Below are 21,641 nucleotides of genomic sequence, written 5' to 3'. Positions count from 1 at the left end.
TCCCCAGTCCGGGATCAGCCCCTCAACCGCTCGACCACCGCCCTGGCCGCCGCCACGCCCGTCGCGAAGCACGCCTGCAGCAGGTAGCCGCCGGTCGGGGCCTCCCAGTCCAGCATCTCGCCGGCCACGAACACCCCGGGCGCCGCCTTCAGTTCCAGCCCGTCCAGCGCCGCGAAGTCCAGGCCGCCGGCCGACGAGATCGCCCGCTCCAGGCCCTGGACGCCGGTCAGCACGATCGGCGCGGCCTTGATCGCCGCCGCCAGGGCGTCGGGCGCGACCGGCAGGGCCACGCCGTGGGCCTCGCGCAGCAGGCCGATCTCGACCGGCGACAGGTGGGCGGCCTTGCGCAGCCAGCTCGACAGCGACTGCCCGCCGCGCGGCCGGCTCAGCCTGGCCGTCAGCTGGGCGACCGACAGGTCGGGCCGCAGATCAACCGTCAGCGTCGCGCTGCCCCGCCCTTCGACCGCGTCGCGCAAGGCCGCCGACAGGGCGTAGACCGCCCCGCCCTCCAGGCCGTAGCCCGCCGCCAGGGCGTCGCCGCGCGCGGTCGCGCCTTCGAAGCTCAAGGCGATGTTCTTCAGCGGACAGCCGGCGAAGCGCTCGCGGAACACCGCGCTCCACGCCACCGTGAAACCGACATTGGCCGGGCGGAACGGCGCGACCGGAGCGCCCCGCGCGGCCAGCAGCGGCGCCCAGGCCCCGTCGGAGCCGAGCTTGGCCCAACTTGCGCCGCCCAGGGCCAGGATCGTGGCGCGCGGGCGGACGGTCAGCGGCCCCTCGACCGTGTCGAAGGCCAGGTCGCCGGCCGCGGTCCAGCCGGTCCAGGCGGTCCGGGTGTTCAGCGTCACCCCCTGCCCCTCCAGCCGCGCGATCCAGGCCCGCAGCAGCGGCGAGGCCTTCAGCGCCCTGGGAAACACCCGGCCGCTGGAGCCGACGAAGGTCGCCTGCCCCAGCCCGTTCGCCCAGGCCACGAGGTCGGCGGGGGTGAAGGCCTCCAGCATCGGCCGCAACCGCTCGCCCGCCGCGCCATAGCGGCCGGCGAACCGTTCGAACTCCTCCGAATGGGTCAGGTTCAGCCCGCCACGCCCGGCCATCAGGAACTTGCGCCCCAGGGTCGGCATGCGCTCGTACACCGCCACCGACAGCCCGGCCGCGCTCAGCACCTCGGCCGCCATCAGCCCGGCCGGCCCGCCGCCGATCACGGCGACGTCTGGGGTTTGAGGTTCGATCACGCGGGCTCGATATCAATCGCAGCGATATCCGCCTTCATCGCGCTTACCGGCTCGTCTCTCGCCGCCAGAGCTTCTCTGACGGCGATCTTCACGGCTTCGCTCATGCTCACGCCGCGCTCCTTGGCGAACAACTTCACCAGAGCACAGACTTCCGGGTTCGCGACGTGAATGGCCATTGGAAGTCCGCCTTCGGAAAATGCGAGGTGCGGTCTTGAATCTAGCATTGGCCGAACCACCGACCAACCGCGCCCCAAACGCAAAACGGGCGCTGGATCGCTCCAGCGCCCGTTCCGTGATCCTGGGTCGAAGAACGCCTTAGGCGTTGATCGAGGCCACGTCGATCTTGAAGCCCGGACCCATCGTCGAGGACAGGCCGATACGCTTCACATAGACGCCCTTGGCGCCGGTCGGCTTGGCCTTGTTGAGCGCGTCAACGATGGCCTTGACGTTCAGCAGCAGGGCTTCGTCGGTGAACGAGACCTTGCCGATGCCGGCGTGGACGATGCCCGCCTTCTCGACGCGGAACTCGACGGCGCCGCCCTTGGCGTCCTTGACGGCCTGGGCGACGTTCGGGGTCACGGTGCCGACCTTCGGGTTGGGCATCAGGCCGCGCGGGCCCAGCACCTTACCGAGACGACCGACCAGGGCCATCATGTCCGGGGTCGCGATGACGCGATCGAAGTCCATGAAGCCGCCGGCGATCTTTTCGTACAGATCTTCCGCGCCGACGTGTTCGGCGCCGGCCGCGGTGGCTTCGGCGGCCTTGGCGTCCTTGGCGAAGACGGCGACGCGGACGTCACGGCCGGTGCCCGACGGCAGGTTGACGACGCCGCGGACCTGTTGGTCGGCGTGGCGCGGGTCGACGCCGAGGTTGATCGAGATCTCGACCGACTCGTCGAACTTGGCCTTGGCGTTGGCCTTGACCAGGGCGATGGCTTCGGAGACGGCGTGAGCGGACTCACGGTCGCCGGTCCAGGCCTGGATGCGCTTGGGTTGCTTGGCCATGGTCTTAGGCCTCCACGATCTTCAGGCCCATGGCCTTGGCGGAGCCTTCGATGATCTTGGCCGCGGCCTCGAGATCGTTGGCGTTCAGGTCCTTCATCTTCTTTTCGGCGATCTCGCGCAGCTGGGTGCGCGTCACTTCGCCGACGGTCTCGCGACCGGTCAGCTTGGCGCCGGACTTCAGGCCGGTGATCTGCTTCAGATAGTGCGTCGCCGGCGGGGTCTTGGTGACGAAGGTGAACGACTTGTCTTGGTACACGGTGATCACGGTCGGCAGGGGGGTGCCCTTTTCGACGTTCTCGGTGCGCGCGTTGAACTCCTTACAGAAGCCCATGATGTTGACGCCGCGCTGGCCCAGTGCGGGGCCGATGGGCGGTGAAGGCGTGGCGGAGCCGGCCTTCACCTGGAGCTTGATATAGCCCAGGATCTTCTTAGCCATCGTATCCTCTCAAGAAAGCCGAGCTAACGGCCTTCGCTGTGTGGCCGTGGTGCGGGCTGGCGGCCCTCCCACGGATTTGAGCTTGCCGAGAACGACAAGCACGCCCCGGGACGGAGTCCTGGAGCGAGGCGCGGCGTGTAGCAGGTGGAGGGTGGGGAGTCTAGCGCGACGCGGGCGGGGCTGGCGGATCCACGAACACCGTGTTCGACGGCCCGCAGCCCGTGACATAGAGCACCACCGGCCCGTCCTTGGCCGTCCCGAAGTGGGCCACGGTCTTGGGCTCGCTATAGAGGCTGCCCGGCGGCAGGGCCTTGGTCTGGGCCACGTCGAATTTCCGGCCGTAACCGATGGACCACGTCCCCGATACCACCGTCGTCGTGCGGGTGTCCTCATGGGTGTGGGCGGCCAGCACGAAACCGGCCGGAATGGCCAGCATCGCCGTGTAGAGGCCAGGTTGACCCGGATCGCCGTAGAGCACGGTGGTCTGGACGCCCCCCGGCTTCCCGCTACTGGGCAGGGCGGCGATCTCGGCCGGTGTCAGACGGACCTGCGGCGGGATGACCGAACCGCCGCACTGGCCCGGGCCGGCGGCGACCTGCGGGGCCTTGGCGGCGGGCGGGGCGCAGGCGGAAGCGGCGAGACACAGGGTCGCGAGGGTCCAGAGGCGGGGGCGGCGCATGGCGAGTTCCTGGTCGGACAAACCGTTGCCCGCACACTCTCCCATATGTTGAGTTTTAGATATGGCAAAACTATAGGGATCATCAGGCCAGCTTCCGATACACCAAGAACCCCGACTTCTCGGCCACCTGGTCGTACAGCCGCATCGCCGTCGCGTTGGTCTCGTGCGTCTGCCAATAGACCCGGCTCGCCCCGGCCGCCCGGACCGCGTCGTACACCCCCTCGATCAGCGCCCGCCCCACGCCGTGGCCCCGCGCCTCGGCGGTGGTGAACAGGTCCTGCAGGTAGCAGATGGGCGCGATCGCCGTGGTGCTGCGGTGGAACAGGTAGTGGGTCAGGCCCAGCAGCCGGCCGCCGCGTTCGGCGACCAGGGCGTGGACGGGTTCATAGGCGTCGAAGAACCGGCTCCAGGTCATGGCGGTGATCGCCGGGTCCAGGGCGGTGTCGCCGGCCCGGCCGTAAAAGGCGTTGTAGCCGTCCCACAGCGGCAGCCACCGGTCGTGGTCGGCCTGGGCGATCGGGCGGATGATGAGGTCGTCGGCCATGGGGGTTCCTGCCTGGAGGCGGCGATCGGCGTCACCGGTCCTTAGAGCCGTCGCCCGCGTCCCGCCAGACCGTCCTCGCCCCGCCTCGGGTCCGCGAGCGTGGCCCGCCGTCCCGGTCGGCGTCGCGCCCCGCCGCCTCGCTCAGGTCGAACACCAGCTTGCTGACCCCGCAGGCCAGCAGCCAGACGAAGGCGCAGAACCACAGCACCCCGGCCTGGGCCGGGTGGTGGACGCCCACCACCAGCAGCGCGGCGAAGCCGGCGACGCCGCCCAGGGAGAGCAGCAGCGAGGCGAGTTTCTGACCGGTCGCGGAGGTCATGGGGCGGTTCCTGGCGAGGTGCATCACCTGCCGAGTCTCGCGCGCCGGGGCGTAAGCGATCCATTCGGAACCGGGGTGGCGGCATAAGACGATCATAAGGAACCGTGCGGCCGATCCGCTCCTAGTCCGCCCACACCGCCGGCCGTCGGTGAGCCCAGGGCTGGGCGGCCTCCAGTTCGAAGGCCAGCTCGAACAGGGTCCGCTCGTCGCCGGCCCGCGCGGCGAACTGCAGGCCGACCGGCAGGCCGTCGTCGGTCCAGTGCAGCGGGACGCTCATGGCCGGGGAGCCGGCGATGTTGTGCAGGGTGGTGTAGTTGCTGAAGCGCCCCAACCGCTCGAACATGGTCTCGAACGGCACGTCGCCGGCGATCTGGCCGATCGGTATCGGCGGGGTGGTCAGCACCGGCGACAGGATGACGTCGAAATCGGCGAACCACCGGTCGTAGGCGGCCGCCACGGCGCGCAGGCGCGTCCGGGCGGCGTCCAGAGCGCCCGCCGGGGCGGCGGCCGCCATCTCCGCCATGGCCAGGGTGAAAGGTTCCAGCTGGCGCGCGTCGGGGGGCTGTCCGGTCATCTGGCGGATCAGCCGCGTGACGTCGAAGGCCGCGTTGGTCCACAGCGTCATGAAATCGGCGCCCTGCTCGCGCCCGTCGATCGGCCAGTCGGTCGGTCGCACCGCGTGGCCCAGGCCGGCCAACAGGCGGACCGTCGCATCGACCCCGGCCTGGACCTGGGGATCCGCCGGCCGTCCGTTCAAGCCGTGGGGCACCAGCCCCACCCGCAGCCGACGGACGTTGGCGGTGGTCACCACGCCGACCGGCGCGAAGGCCGCGCTCCCGTCCCGACGTTCCGTGGCCGCGAACAGGGTCGCCGAGTCGCGCACGGTGCGCGTCAGGCCGTGCTGCACCGTCACGTCGAAACCGGCGGCAGGCATCTGGTCGCCGACCATCCGGCCGCGCGACGGCTTCAGGCCGAAGAGGCCGCAGGCCGAGGCCGGGATGCGGATCGAACCGCCGCCGTCGGCCGCGTCGGCCATGGGCACGGCGCCGGAGGCCACGGCGGCCGCGGCGCCGCCGGACGAGCCGCCCGGCGTGCGCTCGGGGTTCCAGGGACTGCGCGTCGGGCCGAAGGCCAGCGGCTCGGTGGTCGGCAGGAAGCCGAACTCGCCCAGGGCCGAGCGCCCGATCAGCACCAGCCCCGCGCGCTCCAGGGCGTCGATCATCGGTCCTTGCGCCCCGGCCGGCGGCAGGGCGGCGCTGAAGCGCGAGCCATAGCGGGTGGTCGAGCCGACGACGTCGAACATGTCCTTGATCAGATAGGGCACCCCGGCGAATGGCCCGCTCAGCCCGCCCGCCTTGGCCCGGTCGCGGGCCCGCTCGTAGGTCTCGGCGACCAGGAAGTTCAGCCTGGGCTGCAGGACCTCGACCCGGGCGATGGCGGCGTCGATCGCCTCGACCGCCGTCAGGTCGCCGCGCCGGATCATGGCCGCCAGTTCGGTGCCGTCGGGAGCCTCGGCCATCGTGCGCCTTCCTCGTCGCGGCGCTCTCTTCCGTATGCGGACCGCCTGCCCGAGAAAACAATAGTAGTGGCTATCGCCCGTCAATCGGCCAGCAGCGCCTCCACCTGGCCCAGGCGCTCCTTGCCGAAGAACATCTCGTCGCCGACGAAGAAGGTCGGGATACCGAACGCGCCGCGGGCGACGGCGGCTTCGGTATTGGCCATCAGCTGGGCCTTGACCTCCGGATCGCCGGTGGCCGCCAGCAGGGCCGCGCCGTCGAGACCGGCCGCGTCGAGGGCGGCGGTGAACACGGCCGGGTCGTCCAGCTTCAGCCCCTCCTCCCACATGCCGCGCAGCATGGCGTCCAGATAGGGCTCGCCCACCCCGGCCCGCTGGGCCGCGACCATGCCGCGCATCAGCAGCAGGGTGTTGACGGGGAAGTGCGGGTTGAACCGGAAGGCGGTCAGGCCGTGGGCCTCGATGAAGCGCCGGGTCTCCAGCATCTCGTAGGCCATCTTGCCCTTGACGCCGCCGAACGCGACCATCGGGGCCTGGTTGCCGGTCAGCTTGAAGATCCCGCCCAGCAGGCAGGGCAGCAGGACGACCGTCGCGCCGGTCCGCGCGGCGATGGCCGGCAGCACCTTCCAGGCCAGATAGGCGTTGGGGCTGCCGAAATCGAAGATGAACTCAATCGTCTTGGGGGCGGGGGTCTTGGGGTTGGTCATGTCGCGTCCTCACCAGGTCTCGGCCCAGGGGCGCAGGTCCAGTTCGTGGGTCCAGGCCGACCGCCCCTGCTCGTGCAGCCAGACGAAGCTTTGAGCGATCTCGTCGGGCTTGAGGATCTCGTCGCGGGCCAGCAGCCCCTCGACGTCGTCGCGTATCGAGCGGGTGAAGACCCCGTCGATGGCCCCGTCGATCACCACGTGGGCCACGTGCACGCCCCTGGGGCCCAGCTCGCGCGCCAGGCTCTGGGCCACGGCCCGCAGGCCGGCCTTGGCCGAGGCGAAGGCGGCGAAGCCCTCCTTGCCGCGCAGGGAGGCGCTGGCCCCGGTGAACAGGATCGAGCCCCGGCCGCGCGGGACCATGGCCTTAGCCGCCTCGCGTCCGGTCAGGAAGCCGGCGAAACAGGCCATCTCCCAGACCTTGCTGAACACCTGGGCCGTGGTCTCGGCGATCCCGAAGCGCACATTGGCCCCGATGTTGAAGACCACCACCTCCAGCGGCCCGACCTCGCGCTCGATGGTCTCGAACAGCGCCACCATGTCGGCCTCCTGGCGGGCGTCGACGCCATAGGCGCGGGCCCGGCCGCCCGCGGCGCGGATCTGCTCGGCCAGGGCCTCCAGCTGGTCCAGATGGCGTGGCCGGCGGGTGACGCAGACCTCCAGGCCCTTGGCGGCGAAGGCCCGGGCGATCGCCCCGCCGACGCCGTCGCCCGCGCCGACCACCAGGCAGACGCCCTTGGAAACAGGTTCGATGGCCATGTCGCGTCTCCTCCGTGCTTGTTTCTCCCATCGTTCGTATTGAATCTGTACCGAGTCAATGGCAGTCTGAAGACATGGCGATGCGAGACGCGACATGAAGTGGGACGCCCTGGCCGATCAGCCGTGTTCGATCGCCCGGTCGCTGGCGGTGATCGGCGACCGCTGGACGCTGATGATCCTGCGCGATTGCTTCCTGGGCGTGCGGCGGTTCGAGGCCTTCCAGGCGCGCCTGGGCATCTCGCGCACCATCGTCACCGATCGCCTGCGGGTGCTGGTCGAGGAAGGTGTGCTGCGCCGCGAGGCCTACCAGCACAACCCGCCGCGCCACGAATACCGGCTGACCGCCAAGGGGCTGGAGCTGCATCCGGTGATCCTGGCCATCGCCCGGTTCGGCGACGACCACTATGCCGGCCAGGCGGGGCCGCCCGTGGTGCGCCGCCACAAGGGCTGCGGCTGCGACTTCCAGCCGGTGCAGGTCTGCTCGGAATGCGGCGAGAACGTCACGGCGCGCGACGTCGAGGCCCGGCCGGGCGTGGGGTTTTCAGAACTCTGATCCCTCTCCCCTTGCGGGAGAGGGTGGCTTCGCGGAGCGAGGTCGGGTGAAAGGTCGATGCAGGAACGGGGGACACACACTCACCCCCGGATGCCTTGCGAACCTGGCGAGGCCTCGCGGTGAGTGTGTGTCCCCAGATTGCGCCTCAGGCCTCGGTCTTCAGCGCCGCGACCACATCGGCCAACTGATCCAGGCCCGACTCCGTGCCTTCCTTGAAGCCCATCGCGGCGTATTCGTCGCGCACCGCCACGGAGTCGAAGGTGGAGACCGACGTCAGGGTCGTCTTGCCACCGGCCTCCTCGAAGGTGATCTCGACCACGAAGCGGGGCGAGCCAGGCTTCTTGAAGCCGTTGCTGTAGACGATCCGCCGGTCCGGCTCGATCGCGAGATACTCGCCGCCGAACGGCGGGCCCGGCTCGCCGTCAGGGCCGGTCATGGCGAAGTGGTAGCGGCCGCCGACCCGGAAATCCATGTCGCAGGTCGTCAGCGGCCAGCCCACCGGACCGAACCATTTCATGACGTGCTCGGGCTTGCTGTGGGCCAGGAACAGGATGCGGGCCGGGGCGTCGAACTGGCGGGTGATGATGATCTGGCGGGCGGCTTCAGGTTCAGTCGTCGCGGGGGGCGTCATGCGAGGTCTCCTCGGCTTGCAGGGTTTTCACATAGGCGTCGAGGCGGTCGTGGCTTTCCGCCCAGAACCGGCGGTAGCCGCCGATCCATTGGGCCACGTCCTCCAGGGGCGCGGCCTCCAGGCGCACGGGACGGAACTGGGCGCTGCGTCCGCGCGACACCAGGCCGGCGCCTTCCAGCACCTTCAGGTGCTTGGAGATGGTGGGCTGGGCCAGGGCGAAGGGCTCGACCAGGTCGTTCACCGTCGCCTCGCCCAGCGACAGCCGCGCCAGGATCGCCCGCCGGGTCGGGTCGGCCAGGGCGGCGAAGACACGGTCGAGCTGCTGGGTCGGAACGGAGGGCATGAACATCGCCTCGTAGCTATATTGCCATGTAGCTATATTATAGGCGACACGTCAACGCCGCACAGCAAAAACCCCGCGCCTTGCGAGCGCGGGGTTTTCGAAAGTTCGACGGTGAAAGCGCCCCTAGGCGATCTTCTCGACCTGGCTGTATTCCAGTTCCACCGGGGTGGCGCGGCCGAAGATCGAGACGGTGACGCGCAGGCGGGCCCGCTCCTCGTCGACCTGCTCGACCGAGCCGTTGAAGCTGGCGAACGGGCCGTCGGTGACGCGGACGTTCTCGCCGATCTCGAACAGCACGACCGTCTTGGGACGCTCGACGCCTTCCTCGATCGCGCCGACGATGCGCTGGACTTCCTTTTCCGACACCGGCTGCGGCTTGGACGCGCTGCCCAGGAAGCCGGTGACCTTCGGGGTGTTCTTGATCAGGTGGTAGGCTTCGTCCGTCAGGTTCATCTTCACCAGCACGTAGCCGGGGAAGAACTTGCGCTCGGCGTTGACCTTGCGGCCGCGACGGATCTCGACGACGTCCTCGGTGGGCACCAGGATCTCGGAGAAGCTGTCTTCCAGACCGTGGCTCTTGGCCTGTTCGCGGATGCTCTCGGCCACCTTCTTCTCGAAGTTCGAGTAGGCGTGGACGATGTACCACTTGTGGTTCGGGTTGGACGCGGTGTCGGTGCTCATGGTGCTTAATTTCCCGCGGCGAACTTGAGGAGCAGGTTTGCGCCCATGCCCAGCAGCCAGTCGGCGAAGGTGAAGAACAGCGCCGTGATCACCACCATGATGAAGACCATCACCGAGGTGATCCAGGTCTCCTTGCGGGTGGTCCAGGTGATCTTGCGGGCCTCGGCGCGCACTTCACGGGCGAACTGCAAAGGATTGATAGGCTTCTTCGGCGCGGCCGGAGCCTTGGCCAGGGCGCTGGACGCCTGACCCGCGGGCGCGAGCGCCGCCGCCGTCTTGGCGGCGCGGCTCTTGATCGCTGACGGGCTCGAACCCGGTTTCCTGGCCATGACTTAGAAGGCTCGCGACTTTCGGTGGGGCAGCCCGAGAAGCCGGGCCGACCGATGACATATAGTGGCAGGAGTGGAGGGACTCGAACCCACGACCCTCGGTTTTGGAGACCGATGCTCTACCAGCTGAGCTACACTCCTGCGGAACCGCGATCCCTTTAGGGGGAATCTTGGCTTTCTGACAATGAACAGCGCGCCGGTAGGCCTTTGCGGCCCGCCAGCGCGTTGGTCTCATCGCCAGAGCCGCGTCGTTTAGCAGGGTCGTTCGAGCCCGGCAAGCGGCCCAGTGCGGGGTCGGCGCGGGTTCTACGACCGTTCCGCCCGACGGGCATGTCCGGGGGCCTGTCCGGGGGCGTATCCGGCGGACGTTTTCGCAGGGTTCAGGGTCGTAAGGTTCAGGCGCGCGAGCAATGGACGAGAGCTGGACGCCCAGCCACCCCGCCCCGGAGGGACCGCGTCATGCCGACGTCGCCAGACCCGGGCCAGACCCGACCCAGGGCCGGCCATCCAGCGGCAAGGTTCGCGCCCTCGACCCCGCGCCGGAGCGTCGAGATATAGCTCAGGCTCGTCGAAGACCCGGACTGGTCCGGGCTCCGGCGAGCCTTGAGACGGTCAGCCGGCCTTTTCCGGCGTCGTCGCCGGCGCGGTCGTCAGCGCCGCGCATTGGATGTTGAGATACGACCACTTCACGTCGTCGAGCTGGCGCCCGCACTCGGTGTTCTTGCCGTTGTCCCGGCCTCGCAGCGAAACCGCCACGCCCTTGCTGGGATCGGGGGCCGGCGAAGCTCCGGAGATGTCGTAGTAGCCGCCGCCTGGGCCGCGAACCACGATGCACGACGTCGATTCCACCGGTCGGACACAGCCCGAGGCCGTGACCGCCTTGCCTTCCAGAGACACCGACTGGGCCTTTTGAGACGCAGGTCCCGTTTCCTGCCCGCAGGCAGCTACGCTTAACGCTAACAGACTGGCCGCCGCGGCGGCCTTTACGAACCTTACCCGCATACGTTCCTCCGTATCGTTGGCTTCGCGTCCACTGGACAAACGAAGCGACGGGAAGAGTGCGCCCGGTTTCGGGAGGCGGCAATCACAATTTTGACACGGTTCAAAAAACAGGCGCCGCGCTTTTTGACCGTTTTGGGGAAGATTTTCTCAACGCGCTTTCAGACCACGAAAGTTGACATCGGGCCGGCTCTGCTCACATGAGACAAACGTCGCTTCAGGGCCGTGGCGACGCCCTTTGAAATCGCGCGCGCCTGTTCTCTTTCGGGACGGACGCGGCCAGGACTCAAGAAGACGCAAAGCATGACGGCCATAGAGACGACCATCGCGCCCGTGAAGGAAGCCGCCCAGCACACCGAGACCGTGCTGTGGGTCAAGCACTGGACGGACCGCCTGTTCAGCTTCGCCATCACCCGCCCGGCCAGCTTCCGCTTCCGCTCCGGCGAGTTCGTGATGATCGGCCTGCCGCCGCGCGAGGAACTGGGCGAGAAGAAGCCGATCCTGCGCGCCTATTCGATCGGCTCGCCCAGCTTCGCCGAGGAGCTGGAATTCTTCTCGATCAAGGTGCCCGACGGCCCCCTGACCTCGCGCCTGCAACAGATTCAGCCCGGCGACCCGGTGCTGCTGGGCAAGAAGCCGACCGGCACCCTGGTGCTGGACGCGGTGCGCCCGGGCAAGCGCCTGTTCCTGTTCGGCACCGGCACGGGCCTGGCCCCCTGGCTGGCCGTGGCCCGCGACCCCGACGCCTACAGCCGCTTCGAGCGGGTGATCGTCGCCCACGGCGTGCGCGAAGTGCAGGAACTGGCCTATCGCGACCTGTTCACCTCGGAGATCCACGACGACCCGCTGGTCGGCGACGAGGCCAAGGCCCAGCTGGTCTATTACCCCACCGTCACCCGCGAGCCGTTCGAGCGCCAGGGCCGGTTCACCGACCTGATCGAGAGCGGCCAGCTGTTCCGCGACCTCGAGATCGACGGCGTGAAGTTCGACCCCGAGCACGACCGCGCCATGCTCTGCGGCTCGATGGCGATGATCAAGGACACCGCCGCCCTGCTGGAAGCCCACGGGCTGAAGGAAGGCTCCAACGCCGAGCCGGGCGACTTCGTGATCGAGCGGGCGTTCGTCGGGTAGTTTCCGGTCCGCATAGCGCACCCTCAACTTGTCATCCCGGACGAAGCGCAGCGAAGATCCGGGACCGACGCCTGAGCGCATGCGCTTCCGGCGGTCCCGGATAAGCGCTACGCGCTTTCCGGGATGACAAGGTTTGATGGGATGAGCAGCACGTGACACCCCCCACCCCACTCAAGAACCTCACCGTCGCCGAGGCCCGCGCCCGGATGCTGGCCGACGCGACCCTGCTGGGTGTCGAGGAGGTCGAGCTGGCCAAGAGCGTCGGCCGCGTCCTGGCCGCCTCCGTCGTCGCCGATCGCGACCAGCCGCCGTTCGACGCCTCGGCCATGGACGGCTGGGCCATCCGCCGCGCTGACCTGACGCCCGGGGCTCGCTTCAGGATCGCCGGCGAAAGCGCCGCCGGCCGCGCCCACGCCCGCCCCGTCGAGGCCGGCCAGGCGGTGCGGATCTTCACCGGCGCCCCCGTGCCGCCCGGCGCCGACCTGGTGGTCATCCAGGAGAACGCCGCGCGCGACGGCGACGTCGTGACCTTCCAGATCGACCGCGATCCGCCGCCCGGCAACATCCGCCTGGCCGGCGGCGACTTCCGCGCCGGCGACGTCCTGCTGACGGCGGGGACCCGCATCGACGCCTGGACCCTGGCCCTGGCCGCCGCCGCCGGCTGGCCCAGCCTGGACGTCGCCCGCCGCCCCCGCGTCGCCATCCTGGCCACCGGCGACGAACTGGTCCCGCCCGGCCACGTGCCGGCCCCCGACCAGATCTTCGAGTCCGGCTCGTTCGCCCTGGCGGCCCTGGTCCGGGCCTGGGGCGGCGAGGCCGTGCGGCTGAAGGCCCAGGCCGACGACCTGGCGGCCATCGCCGCCGCCGTGAAGGACGCCCAGGCCGACCTGATCGTCACGGTCGGCGGGGCCTCGGTCGGCGACCACGACCTGGTCAAGCCGGCCCTGGAGACCCTGGGCCTGGCCCTGCGGGTCGAGACCGTCGCCGTGCGCCCCGGCAAGCCGACCTGGTTCGGAACCCTGGGAGACGGCCGGCGCGTGCTGGGCCTGCCCGGCAACCCGGCCTCGGCCCTGGTCTGCGCCGAGCTGTTCCTGCGCCCGCTGCTGGCCGCCCTGTCCGGCGCCGATCCCGCCCTGCCGATCACCGCCGGCGTCCTGGCCCAGCCCCTGCCCGCCAACGGCCCCCGCGAGCACTGGATGCGCGCCGCCCGCGCCGTCGACGCCCTGGGGCGGGTGACGGTCACGCCCTTCCCCGACCAGGACTCGTCGCTGATCGGCGTGTTCTCGCGCGCCGACTGCCTGGTGGTCCGGCCGGCCGGCGAGGCGGCGGCGGGGATCGGGGACGTGGTGAGCCTGCTGCCCCTGGCGCGGGCTTAGCGGGAAGAGAGCCTCCTCGCCGAACGGCGCTTGGCCCGTCGAAGTGTTGGACTACACTTCGCCATCCGTGATCCTCTCACCGCTCGGAGAACCATCCTGGACGCCCGCGTCGACCGCCTGTCTCCCCTGCCCGAGAACGTGCTGAGCCTGTCGGTGTCGCGGCGCGCGTGGAACGGCGTGCGCGTCGACGTCAACGAATTCCACTGCATGGGCCGGGTGGCGCATCACCTGCACGGCGAGACCGAGACCCGCCTCATCGCCGTGCTGGAAGAAGTCGGCAGCCCCTGCGAGCCCCGTCTGCGCGAGGACCAGCCCTGCCCGATCGGCTACACGCCCAGACACCTGGACTTCGCTCCCGCCGGCGTGGAGATGTGGGGCTACACCGCCGACTCGCGCTTCGTGAAGGACGCCAGCCTGGCCTTCGATTTCGCGGCGCTGGGCGAACGGCTGGCCAGCGAATTCGACACCGACGCGGCCGCCGCGCCGCGGCTGCGCTTTTCCGATGATCGCATCTGGACGCTGGTCAAGCTTCTCGCCGAGGCGGTCAACGACCCCGATCCATCGACCCAGCTCTATGGCGACGGCTTGACCGCCGCGATCACGGCGCGGCTGTTCGCCCCTCGGCCGGAGCCCGGCGCGGACGGCGCGGGCCTGGCGCCCTGGCGGCTTCGGCGCGTCGTCGAATATCTGGACGCCCATCTGCCCGAGCGCGTCGACCTCGCCGATCTGGCGGCGCTGGCCGGCCTGTCGCAATCGCACTTCAGCCGGGCGTTCAAGGCCTCGACGGGGATGGCGCCCTATCGCTGGCAGCTCGATGGGCGCATCCGGCGCGCCCAGGCCCCGCTGATCGACACCCGCGACTCGCTCGACCAGGTGGCCGAGGCCACCGGCTTCGCCGATGCGGTGCATTTCGGCCGGACCTTCCGCAAGCTCACCGGCGCGACGCCGGCGGCGTGGCGACGCGACCGGAAGAGCTGATCGCGTTCCCGCAGCGGTTTCGAACCAGCGATCGCAGGATCGGACAGGGCCTTCCGCGCGGCGGCGGGACAATCTTGCCTCGATCGGACGGGCGAGCGAAGGCGTATTGAGCGTTTGAGAACACTCGCCCTCCCGGAAATCCTGGTCCGGAAGACGGAAGATGATCGCGGAACGCATCGACTATGACGGCCTGATGCAGGCCAACCTCACGCGGGTGTTCGGCGAGCGCGACGCCGGGCGACGCATCGAGGCCATCGGCGAACTCTATGCCGAAGGCGCCGTGCTGCACGAACCGCAGGCCTCGGCGACGGGCCACGCCGCGATCTCCGAAGCGGTGACCGAACTGCTCGCCAGCCTGCCGCCGGTCTTCGCCTTCACCGCGATCGGCCCCGCCGTGGGCCACCACGGCGTCGGGCGGCTGCGCTGGGCCGCCGGTCCCCCGGGCGGTCCCGTCGCCGTGACGGGAACCGACGTCGCCCGCTTCGAGGGCGGCCGGATCCAGACCCTCCACGTCCTTCTCGACCCCGCCGGCGCCTGAGCCGCCCACCGCACGTTCCAAGGAGTTCCCATGCCCAAGACCGGCCTCGAGGCCCTGCTGCGCCCCGAAGACAGCATTCTGGTGCTGATCGACCACCAGCCCTACCAGTTCGCCAACCTGAACAGCCATGAGCCGACGCTGATCGTCAACAACGTCATCGGCCTGGCCAAGACCGCCAAGGTCTTCGACGTGCCGACGATCCTGACCACGGTGATCGAGGAGCGTGGCGGCTATCTGATCAAGGGCCTTCAGGACGTCTTCCCCGACCAGAAGCCGATCGACCGCACCTTCATCAACACCTGGCAGGACGAGCGCGTCGTCGACATCGTCAGGAAGAGCGGTCGCAAGCAACTGGTGCTGGCGGCGCTCTGGACCGAGATCTGCTTGGCCATGCCGGCGCTCCAGGCGCTCGGCGAGGGCTATGACGTGTTCATCGTCACCGACGCTTCGGGCGGGGTCTCGGCCGAAGCCCACGACATGGCCGTGCGCCGCATGGTCGCCGCCGGCGCGACGCCGATCACCTGGCTGGCGGCCATGGGCGAATGGCAGCGCGATTGGGCGCGGGAAGACACCGCGGCGGCCCTGGGTCCCGTGCTGATCGATCACGGCGGGGCCAGCGGCGTCGCCCTGGCCTGGGAACTGCAGCTTCTCGCCGGGCGCGCGGGGTCGGGCGCCTGATCATGCCCGCCGCGCCGCCACGACCGGCGACGGCGCGCGGCGAGCGTGCTAAGTCCACCTCGGACCGCTTCACGGCGGTCGTGGCGGGAGTGCGTCTATGGGTCGAGCGGTCAAAGTCGGGGCGCACATGGCGCTGGCCTTCATGGCCTTGCTCCTGGCCCAACTTCTGAGCGCCGGCGTCGCGCCCTTCGCCCCTTCGGCCCTGCTCCACGCCGCGCTGTTCGCCGGCTGCGCCCTCGTGGTCGAGATCCTGTTCCAGGTCGAACGCTCGCCCTGGCGGTTCTTCGCGGCCAGCGACGGCCTGCGCCTGGCGCGGTCGGCCCTGCTGACCACCCTGACCTTCGCCCTGCTGGCCTATCTGGCCGGGGTGCGCCAGCCCGGCGGCCTGCGAACCCTGGCCGCCGCCTTCCTGATCCTCACCGCCCTGCTGGCCGGCCTGCGCATCGTCCGTCGCGCCCTGCACGAGAGGATGCTGATCGATTCGCTGCTGCGGCTGCGCCCGGCGCCCGCCTCGCCGGCCCTGCCGCGCCTGCTGATCGTCGGCGCGGCCAACGAGGCCGAGGCCTTCCTGCGCGCCCCCGCCGCCCTGGGCGAGCGCTACGCCCCGGTCGGGGTGCTGACCCCGCAGGCCCGCGAGACCGGCGACGAGCTGGGCGGGGTCTGCGTGCTGGGCGCGATCGGCGACTTCGACGCCGTCATGACCCAGCTGCGCGACGGCGGCCTGCAGCCGGCCGCCCTGCTGTTCCTCACCGACGGCCCGCTCAGCGCCTTCGGGGCCGAGCGCCTGGGCCGGTTGAGGACCGAAGGCGTGCGCCTGCTGCGCCGCCAGGGCCTGGTCGACATGAACGCGGGCGGCGGCGGCGGCTCGCACCTGCGCGAGATCAGCCTGGAAGAACTGCTCAGCCGCGCCCCGGTGCGGCTGGACCCCGAGCCCGTCCGCGCCCTGGTCGCCGGGCGGCGGGTGCTGGTCACCGGAGCCGGCGGCAGCATCGGCTCGGAACTGGCCCGGCAGATCGCCGCCAGCGGCCCGGCCCAGCTGACCCTGCTGGACGCCGCCGAGGCCAACCTCTTCCACATCGACCGCGAGCTGGGCGAGGCCTGGCCGTCGCTGGCCCGCCGCGACGTGCTGTGCGACGTGCGCGACGCCGATCGCCTGAAGCTGGTGTTCGCCGCCGAGACGCCCGAGATCATCTTCCACGCCGCCGCCCTCAAGCACGTCACCCTGGTCGAGAACCACCCCTGCGAGGGCGTGCGCACCAACGTGCTGGGCAGCCGCAACGTCGCCGCGGCGGCCAAGGCCTGCGGCGCGGCCCACCTGGTGCTGATCTCGACCGACAAGGCCGTCGCCCCGGCCAGCGTGATGGGCGCGACCAAGCGGGTGGCCGAGGCCGTGGTCCGTCAGTTCGGCGGCGGCGGCTCCACCCGGGTCAATGTCGTGCGGTTCGGCAACGTGCTGGGCTCGGCCGGTTCGGTGGTGCCGATCTTCCAGCACCAGATCGCCCGCGGCGGCCCGGTCACCCTGACCGACGCCCAGGTCGAGCGCTACTTCATGACCATCCCCGAGGCCGTGCAGCTGGTGCTGCGGGCGGCGGCCCTGTCGGCCGTCGATCCCGAGCCGCCGACCGGGGTGCTGACCCTGGAGATGGGTGAGCCGGTCAAGATCATCGACCTGGCCCGGCGAATGATCGAACTGCAGGGCCTGGTCCCCGACCGCGACATCGAGATCCGCATCACCGGCCTGCGTCCCGGCGAGAAGCTCACCGAGGCCCTGGTCGACGTCAACGAGACCGCCCGCCCCAAGGCCCCGGGCGTCACCGAGGCCACCCCCTTGCGACCCCTGGCTCCGATCACCCCCGCCGCCCTGGCCAAGCTGGAAGCCGCCGCCCTGGCCGGTGACGAGTTCGGCGTGCGCCAGCAGCTGTTCGCCATGGTCGAAGGCTTGCGGGACATCGCCCCGCCCAAGCGCCAGCCCGCTGAGACTCGGACCAAGGCCTAGCCTCACCGTCCCACGCGACGTTCGCCTGATAGGCGAGCGTACAACCCAGAATCGCCGGCGAATGCTCTAGCTTCCCCAGGGTCATTCCAGGACGTAGTGGCCCAGGACGTAGTGGCGCGTTGGCGAGGATCGGCATGGTCGAACAGACCTTGGACGTCACCCGGCTGGACGGGTTCGTTCGCTATACGCGTGGGCTGGTGCTGTCGCGCCTGGGCCTGGTCGCCTGTTTCGTCGGGCTGCTGGCGATCTACACGCCGCTGAGCATGACCCTGTTCGGCGGCGTCGAGCTGGTGCTCTACGCGGCCCTGCTGGGCGCCACCGAGCTGGCGGTCCGCCATTCCGACCCGGTCGCGGCCTTCCGGCGGCTGCGCTGGCGATCGATCGCCCTGGTGTTCCTGCTGTCGATCAACGCCTGCTGGCTGGCCGTCCAGATCCGCCAGTTCGGCCCGCCGATCGTCAGGGTCGAGGCGGCGCTGCTGGTGATCTGCGTGCTGCTGTTCGCCGCCCTGCGCGTCCACACCAACCGCGTCAGCTACGTCACGGCCATCGGCCCGCCGGTGGTCACCCTGATCTGGTTCGCGCTCGACCGGCCGACGCGACTGGCCGACAACCACTACGCCATCGCCATGACGCTGTTCGTGGCCGCGGTGCTGAGCGCCACCTGGCGGCAGCAGAAGACCGACCGGGCCCTGGCCCGGACCCTGCGCGACCTGGCCCGCAAGAACGTCGCCCTCACCCAGGCCATCGAGGAGGCCCAGGCGGCCAGCCGCGCCAAGTCCGAACTGCTGGCCGTGGCCAGTCACGAGATTCGCACCCCGCTCAACGCCGTGATGGGCTTCGCCCACGCCCTGCGGCGCGAGACCCTGCTGACCCCCACCCAGGCCGAGCTGGCCCAGGGCGTGCTGGACGGCGGCGGCCAGCTGACCCGGCTGCTGGACACCGTGCTGGACCTGACCCGCCTGGAGGCCGGCAAGGCCCAGCTGCGTCCGGCCGCCGTCGACCTGCGCCATCTGGCGCGCACCGTCGTGCGGGTGTGGAGCGCCCATGCCGAGGCGGTGGGCGTGGTGCTGAGTTTCGAGGACGCCGACCCCGCCCTGTCCTTCGGCCTGCTGGCCGACGAGGCCAAGCTGGAGCAGACCCTGGTCAACCTGGTGTCCAACGCCCTGAAGGCCACGCCGTCGGGCGGCCGGGTCGCGGTGCGGCTGGCGGGCGTCGCCAGGGACCAGGCCCTGGCCGCGCTGGTCGAGGTGCGTGACACCGGTTCCCGCGTCCCGCCCGACGATCGCGCCCGGATGTTCGAGGCCTTCGAGCAGACCGAGCGCGGACGCCGGCTGGGCGGCGGCGGCCTGGGCCTGGCGATCTGCGCCGCCAACCTGGCCCTGATGGGCGGCGAGATCGGCGTCGACGACGCCCCCACGGGTGACACGGGCGGACGGGGGGCGGTGTTCTGGTTCGCCTTCGAGGCGCCGATCCTGGCGGCGCCCGCCGTCGCGGTCACGGTCGTGGCCGAGCCGCGCGTCGCCGGCCCGATCCGGGTGCTGGCCGCCGAGGACAACCCCGCCAACCGCCGGGTGCTGGCCGCCCTGCTGGCCGCCTCGCCGGTCGAGCTGGTGTTCGCCGAGGACGGGGCCCGGGCCCTGGACGCCTGGCGGGCCCAGGCCTTCGACCTGGTCCTGATGGACGTCAACATGCCGGTGCTGAACGGCCTGGCGGCCCTGGCCGAGATCCGCCGCGCCGAACCGGCCGGGACCCGCATCCCGGTCTGGATGCTGACCGCCAACGTCTTCGACGACGACGTGGCCCGCTATCGCCGGGCCGGCGCCGACGGCGTGCTGCGCAAGCCGATCGACACCGTGGCGCTGTTCTCGCTGCTGGCGGCGGTGGCGGAGGCGCGAGCCGAGGCGGAGGCCGGAATGACCGTGGAGGTCGCCCCCTAGGGCCGGCCTACCGCTCCCGCCACCGGGTCAGCACCATCGGCCCGAACGCCGCGCAGATGCCGCAGGCGTCGGCCAGCAGGTCGAACCACGAGGCGTCGCGGCCGATGATCGGCAGGCCCTGCAGAATCTCGATCAGGCCGCCGAAGGCCAGCACCACCAGGCCGATGCGCGACAGGCGGCTGCGCGGCAGGGCCAGGCCGGCCAGGGTCGCCAGCACGTAGAAGACGATGAAGTGCTTGGCCTTGTCCCAGGGAATCAGGCCGACGCTGTCGTCGCCCGGAACCAGGGCCCGCCACAGGGTGAAGGCCGAGGCGGCCACGAAGACGGCGAAGACCAGGCGGTTGATCTTGCGGCGGACGCGAGGCGGCATGCGGACTCCTGGGCGTGACGGTCCCGACTAGCCGCTGCGGCGCGGCTTGGGAACGGCGTTCCGAGGCCTGCTCCACTTCGCCCCCGGTCCTGCACGGAATCTGCGTATCGGCGCCTTCCCTCTCCCCTTGCGGGAGAGGGTGACGGTCCGGAGGACCGTCGGGTGAGGGATCGATGAACGCAAACGCCGCGCCCAGCCTTTCGACCGGACGCGGCGTTCAGGTTTGAGAGACCCCTCATCCGGCCCTTCGGGCCACCTTCTCCCGCAAGGGGAGAAGGATCTGGGTCCTAGAACGTCAGCGCCCGGGCTTCCTTGACGTGCGGCAGGGCCTGGATCTTGCCCAGCAGCACCTCGTCCGGGGCCTGGTCGACGCCGACCAGGGCGATGGCGTCCTCGTCGGCCGACAGGCGGCCGAGGTTGAAGGTGGCGATGTTGACGCCCGCCTCGCCCAGCAGCATGCCCAGGGCGCCGATGAAGCCCGGCTTGTCGAGGTTGTTGATGTAGAGCATGGCCGGCGAGAAGCCCGCGTCCAGCTCCATGCCCTTGACCTCGACCATGCGCGGCGCGCCGGCGATCACCGTGCCGGCGAAGGCGCGCTTGCCCTTTTCTGTGGTGATGGTGATGCGCATCAGGCTGTCATAGGTGGGGCTGACCTCCTGGCGGCTCTCCGAAACGGTGATGCCGCGCTCCTTGGCCACGGCCGGCGCGGAGACCATGTTGATCTCGGCCAGCATCGGCTTGAGGATTCCGGCCAGGGCCGCCGAGGTCATCGGCTTGACGTTGAGGTTGGACACCTCGCCCTCGTAGGCGATGTCGATGGCCAGGATGCCGAAATCGACCATCTGGCCGGCCAGGGCGCCGATCTTCTCGGCCAGGGCCACGAACGGCTTCAGCTTGGGAGCTTCCTCGGCGCTGATCGACGGGCTGTTGAGGGCGTTGGTCACCGCGCCGGTCAGCAGGTAGTCGCTCATCTGCTCGGCGACCTGCAGGGCGACGTTCTCCTGGGCCTCGTTGGTGCTGGCGCCCAGGTGCGGGGTGGCCACCACCTTGTCCGAACCGAACAGCGGATTGGCCTTGGCCGGCTCCTCGGTGAAGACGTCGAAGCCGGCGCCGCCGACATGGCCGCTGTCGAGCAGTTCGCGCAGGGCGACCTCGTCGACCAGGCCGCCGCGGGCGCAGTTGACGATCAGCACGCCCTTGCGGGTCTTCTTCAGGGCGTCGGCCGACAGGATGTTGCGGGTCTTGTCGGTCAGCGGGGTGTGCAGGGTGATGACGTCGGCGCGGGCCAGCAGCTCGTCCAGCTCGACCTTCTCGACGCCGATCTCGATGGCCCGCTCGGGGGACAGGAAGGGGTCGTAGGCCACGACCTTCATCTTCAGGCCCTGCGCCCGGTCGGCGACGATGCCGCCGATGTTGCCGGCCCCGATCAGGCCCAGGGTCTTGGCGTACAGCTCCACGCCCATGAAGCGGTTCTTCTCCCACTTGCCGGCCTGGGTGGAGACGTCGGCGGCCGGCAGCTGGCGGGCCAGGGCGAACATCATGGCGATGGCGTGCTCGGCGGTGGTGATCGAGTTGCCGAACGGGGTGTTCATCACCACGATGCCGGCGGCGGTGGCGGCCGGGATGTTGACGTTGTCGACGCCGATGCCGGCCCGGCCGATGACCTTCAGCTTCTTGGCGGCGGCGATGACCTCGGGATCGGCCTTGGTCGCCGAGCGGACGGCCAGGCCGTCATAGTCGCCGATGATCTCGAGCAGTTCGGCCTTGCTGAGGCCGGTCTTGACGTCGGCCTGGACGCCGCGGGCGGTGAAGATGGCGACGGCGGCGGGCGACAGGCTGTCGGCGATGAGGACGCGGGGAGCGGTCATGTGGAGTGTTCCTTGCGGAGAATTTCGTGGGTGAAAGCC

25 protein-coding genes and 1 tRNA gene are annotated in these 21,641 nt (G+C 70.3%); 8 read left to right on the top strand and 18 right to left on the bottom strand.

The window, feature by feature from the left end; translation table 11 throughout:
- Positions 1–14: 14 nt before the first annotated feature.
- The 10 genes from PMI01_RS00375 to PMI01_RS00330 all read right to left on the bottom strand — a co-directional run bounded on the left by PMI01_RS00375 (position 15) and on the right by PMI01_RS00330 (position 7,194).
- Positions 15–1,232, bottom strand: coding sequence for an NAD(P)/FAD-dependent oxidoreductase (locus PMI01_RS00375; RefSeq protein WP_007661532.1), 1,218 nt, complete (start codon positions 1,230–1,232; stop codon positions 15–17).
- Positions 1,229–1,408, bottom strand: a complete 180-nt coding sequence (locus tag PMI01_RS00370; protein ID WP_007661530.1) for a type II toxin-antitoxin system VapB family antitoxin — start codon at positions 1,406–1,408, stop codon at positions 1,229–1,231. The genes PMI01_RS00375 and PMI01_RS00370 overlap by 4 nt, the downstream gene beginning before the upstream one ends.
- Positions 1,409–1,547: 139 nt before the next feature.
- Positions 1,548–2,237, bottom strand: a complete 690-nt coding sequence (gene rplA, locus PMI01_RS00365) for a 50S ribosomal protein L1 (protein ID WP_007661529.1) — start codon at positions 2,235–2,237, stop codon at positions 1,548–1,550.
- Between the two features lie 4 nt (positions 2,238–2,241).
- Positions 2,242–2,673 (bottom strand): 50S ribosomal protein L11, encoded by a 432-nt coding sequence (gene rplK / locus PMI01_RS00360; protein WP_007661528.1) that lies wholly within the window; start codon positions 2,671–2,673, stop codon positions 2,242–2,244.
- A 160-nt stretch (positions 2,674–2,833) separates the two neighbouring features.
- Positions 2,834–3,352, bottom strand: coding sequence for a cupin domain-containing protein (locus PMI01_RS00355; RefSeq protein ID WP_007661527.1), 519 nt, complete (start codon positions 3,350–3,352; stop codon positions 2,834–2,836).
- Positions 3,353–3,434: 82 nt separating this feature from the next.
- A complete protein-coding gene (locus tag PMI01_RS00350; RefSeq protein ID WP_007661526.1) occupies positions 3,435–3,896 on the bottom strand; it encodes a GNAT family N-acetyltransferase in 462 nt (153 codons plus the stop codon).
- Positions 3,897–3,927: 31 nt separating this feature from the next.
- On the bottom strand, positions 3,928–4,215 hold the full coding sequence (locus tag PMI01_RS00345; protein ID WP_007661525.1) for a hypothetical protein: 288 nt from the start codon (positions 4,213–4,215) through the stop codon (positions 3,928–3,930).
- Positions 4,216–4,336: 121 nt separating this feature from the next.
- Positions 4,337–5,734 carry an amidase gene (locus PMI01_RS00340; RefSeq protein ID WP_007661524.1) on the bottom strand — a complete coding sequence of 466 codons (1,398 nt, stop codon included), beginning with the start codon at positions 5,732–5,734 and terminating at the stop codon, positions 4,337–4,339.
- Positions 5,735–5,814: 80 nt separating this feature from the next.
- A complete protein-coding gene (locus PMI01_RS00335; protein ID WP_007661523.1) occupies positions 5,815–6,438 on the bottom strand; it encodes a 2-hydroxychromene-2-carboxylate isomerase in 624 nt (207 codons plus the stop codon).
- Between the two features lie 9 nt (positions 6,439–6,447).
- A complete protein-coding gene (locus PMI01_RS00330) occupies positions 6,448–7,194 on the bottom strand; it encodes an SDR family NAD(P)-dependent oxidoreductase (protein WP_007661522.1) in 747 nt (248 codons plus the stop codon).
- Positions 7,195–7,288: 94 nt separating this feature from the next.
- Between PMI01_RS00330 and PMI01_RS00325 the strand changes: the two genes are divergently transcribed.
- Positions 7,289–7,747 (top strand): winged helix-turn-helix transcriptional regulator, encoded by a 459-nt coding sequence (locus PMI01_RS00325; protein WP_007661521.1) that lies wholly within the window; start codon positions 7,289–7,291, stop codon positions 7,745–7,747.
- A gap of 145 nt (positions 7,748–7,892) precedes the next feature.
- On the opposite strand, the gene PMI01_RS00320 is transcribed toward PMI01_RS00325, so the two are convergent.
- The 6 genes from PMI01_RS00320 to PMI01_RS00295 all read right to left on the bottom strand — a co-directional run bounded on the left by PMI01_RS00320 (position 7,893) and on the right by PMI01_RS00295 (position 10,628).
- Complete coding sequence (locus PMI01_RS00320; protein WP_007661520.1) at positions 7,893–8,378, bottom strand: SRPBCC domain-containing protein; 486 nt, start codon at positions 8,376–8,378, stop codon at positions 7,893–7,895.
- Positions 8,356–8,721 (bottom strand): ArsR/SmtB family transcription factor, encoded by a 366-nt coding sequence (locus PMI01_RS00315; RefSeq protein ID WP_007661519.1) that lies wholly within the window; start codon positions 8,719–8,721, stop codon positions 8,356–8,358. Before PMI01_RS00315 ends, PMI01_RS00320 begins: the two co-directional genes overlap by 23 nt.
- Before the next feature lie 123 nt (positions 8,722–8,844).
- The gene (gene nusG / locus PMI01_RS00310; protein WP_007661517.1) at positions 8,845–9,402 is read right to left on the bottom strand and encodes a transcription termination/antitermination protein NusG; all 558 of its coding nucleotides are present in this window, start codon (positions 9,400–9,402) and stop codon (positions 8,845–8,847) included.
- Positions 9,403–9,407: 5 nt separating this feature from the next.
- Positions 9,408–9,731 carry a preprotein translocase subunit SecE gene (gene secE / locus PMI01_RS00305; RefSeq protein ID WP_007661515.1) on the bottom strand — a complete coding sequence of 108 codons (324 nt, stop codon included), beginning with the start codon at positions 9,729–9,731 and terminating at the stop codon, positions 9,408–9,410.
- Between the two features lie 65 nt (positions 9,732–9,796).
- A tRNA-Trp gene (locus PMI01_RS00300) sits at positions 9,797–9,872 on the bottom strand.
- Positions 9,873–10,343: 471 nt separating this feature from the next.
- A complete protein-coding gene (locus PMI01_RS00295) occupies positions 10,344–10,628 on the bottom strand; it encodes a hypothetical protein (protein WP_238536975.1) in 285 nt (94 codons plus the stop codon).
- A gap of 405 nt (positions 10,629–11,033) precedes the next feature.
- Between PMI01_RS00295 and PMI01_RS00290 the strand changes: the two genes are divergently transcribed.
- From PMI01_RS00290 to PMI01_RS00260, 7 genes are all read left to right on the top strand, one after another.
- A complete protein-coding gene (locus PMI01_RS00290) occupies positions 11,034–11,861 on the top strand; it encodes a ferredoxin--NADP reductase (RefSeq protein ID WP_007661511.1) in 828 nt (275 codons plus the stop codon).
- A 152-nt stretch (positions 11,862–12,013) separates the two neighbouring features.
- Complete coding sequence (gene glp, locus PMI01_RS00285; RefSeq protein ID WP_007661509.1) at positions 12,014–13,237, top strand: molybdopterin molybdotransferase MoeA; 1,224 nt, start codon at positions 12,014–12,016, stop codon at positions 13,235–13,237.
- A gap of 30 nt (positions 13,238–13,267) precedes the next feature.
- The gene (locus PMI01_RS00280; RefSeq protein WP_202948058.1) at positions 13,268–14,215 is read left to right on the top strand and encodes a helix-turn-helix domain-containing protein; all 948 of its coding nucleotides are present in this window, start codon (positions 13,268–13,270) and stop codon (positions 14,213–14,215) included.
- A gap of 160 nt (positions 14,216–14,375) precedes the next feature.
- Positions 14,376–14,753, top strand: coding sequence for a nuclear transport factor 2 family protein (locus PMI01_RS00275; RefSeq protein WP_007661502.1), 378 nt, complete (start codon positions 14,376–14,378; stop codon positions 14,751–14,753).
- 30 nt (positions 14,754–14,783) lie between these two features.
- Entirely contained in the window at positions 14,784–15,431 is a 648-nt protein-coding gene (locus PMI01_RS00270; RefSeq protein WP_007661500.1) for a hydrolase, read from the top strand.
- Positions 15,432–15,528: 97 nt separating this feature from the next.
- Positions 15,529–17,427, top strand: a complete 1,899-nt coding sequence (locus tag PMI01_RS00265) for a nucleoside-diphosphate sugar epimerase/dehydratase (RefSeq protein WP_007661498.1) — start codon at positions 15,529–15,531, stop codon at positions 17,425–17,427.
- 134 nt (positions 17,428–17,561) lie between these two features.
- Positions 17,562–19,364: a response regulator gene (locus PMI01_RS00260; RefSeq protein WP_007661496.1), complete on the top strand. Its 1,803-nt coding sequence runs from the start codon at positions 17,562–17,564 to the stop codon at positions 19,362–19,364.
- A 7-nt stretch (positions 19,365–19,371) separates the two neighbouring features.
- On the opposite strand, the gene PMI01_RS00255 is transcribed toward PMI01_RS00260, so the two are convergent.
- The gene (locus PMI01_RS00255; RefSeq protein ID WP_007661494.1) at positions 19,372–19,734 is read right to left on the bottom strand and encodes a VanZ family protein; all 363 of its coding nucleotides are present in this window, start codon (positions 19,732–19,734) and stop codon (positions 19,372–19,374) included.
- A 287-nt stretch (positions 19,735–20,021) separates the two neighbouring features.
- Positions 20,022–21,602 carry a phosphoglycerate dehydrogenase gene (gene serA, locus PMI01_RS00250; RefSeq protein ID WP_007661492.1) on the bottom strand — a complete coding sequence of 527 codons (1,581 nt, stop codon included), beginning with the start codon at positions 21,600–21,602 and terminating at the stop codon, positions 20,022–20,024.
- Positions 21,603–21,641: the final 39 nt, after the last annotated feature.

Origin of the sequence: Caulobacter sp. AP07 (assembly GCF_000281955.1) — a bacterium.
In the GTDB taxonomy this organism is placed as follows: Bacteria; Pseudomonadota; Alphaproteobacteria; order Caulobacterales; family Caulobacteraceae; genus Caulobacter.
The sequence above is the reverse complement of the archived record's forward strand: the minus strand, read 5'-3'. Positions and strand labels throughout refer to the sequence as shown.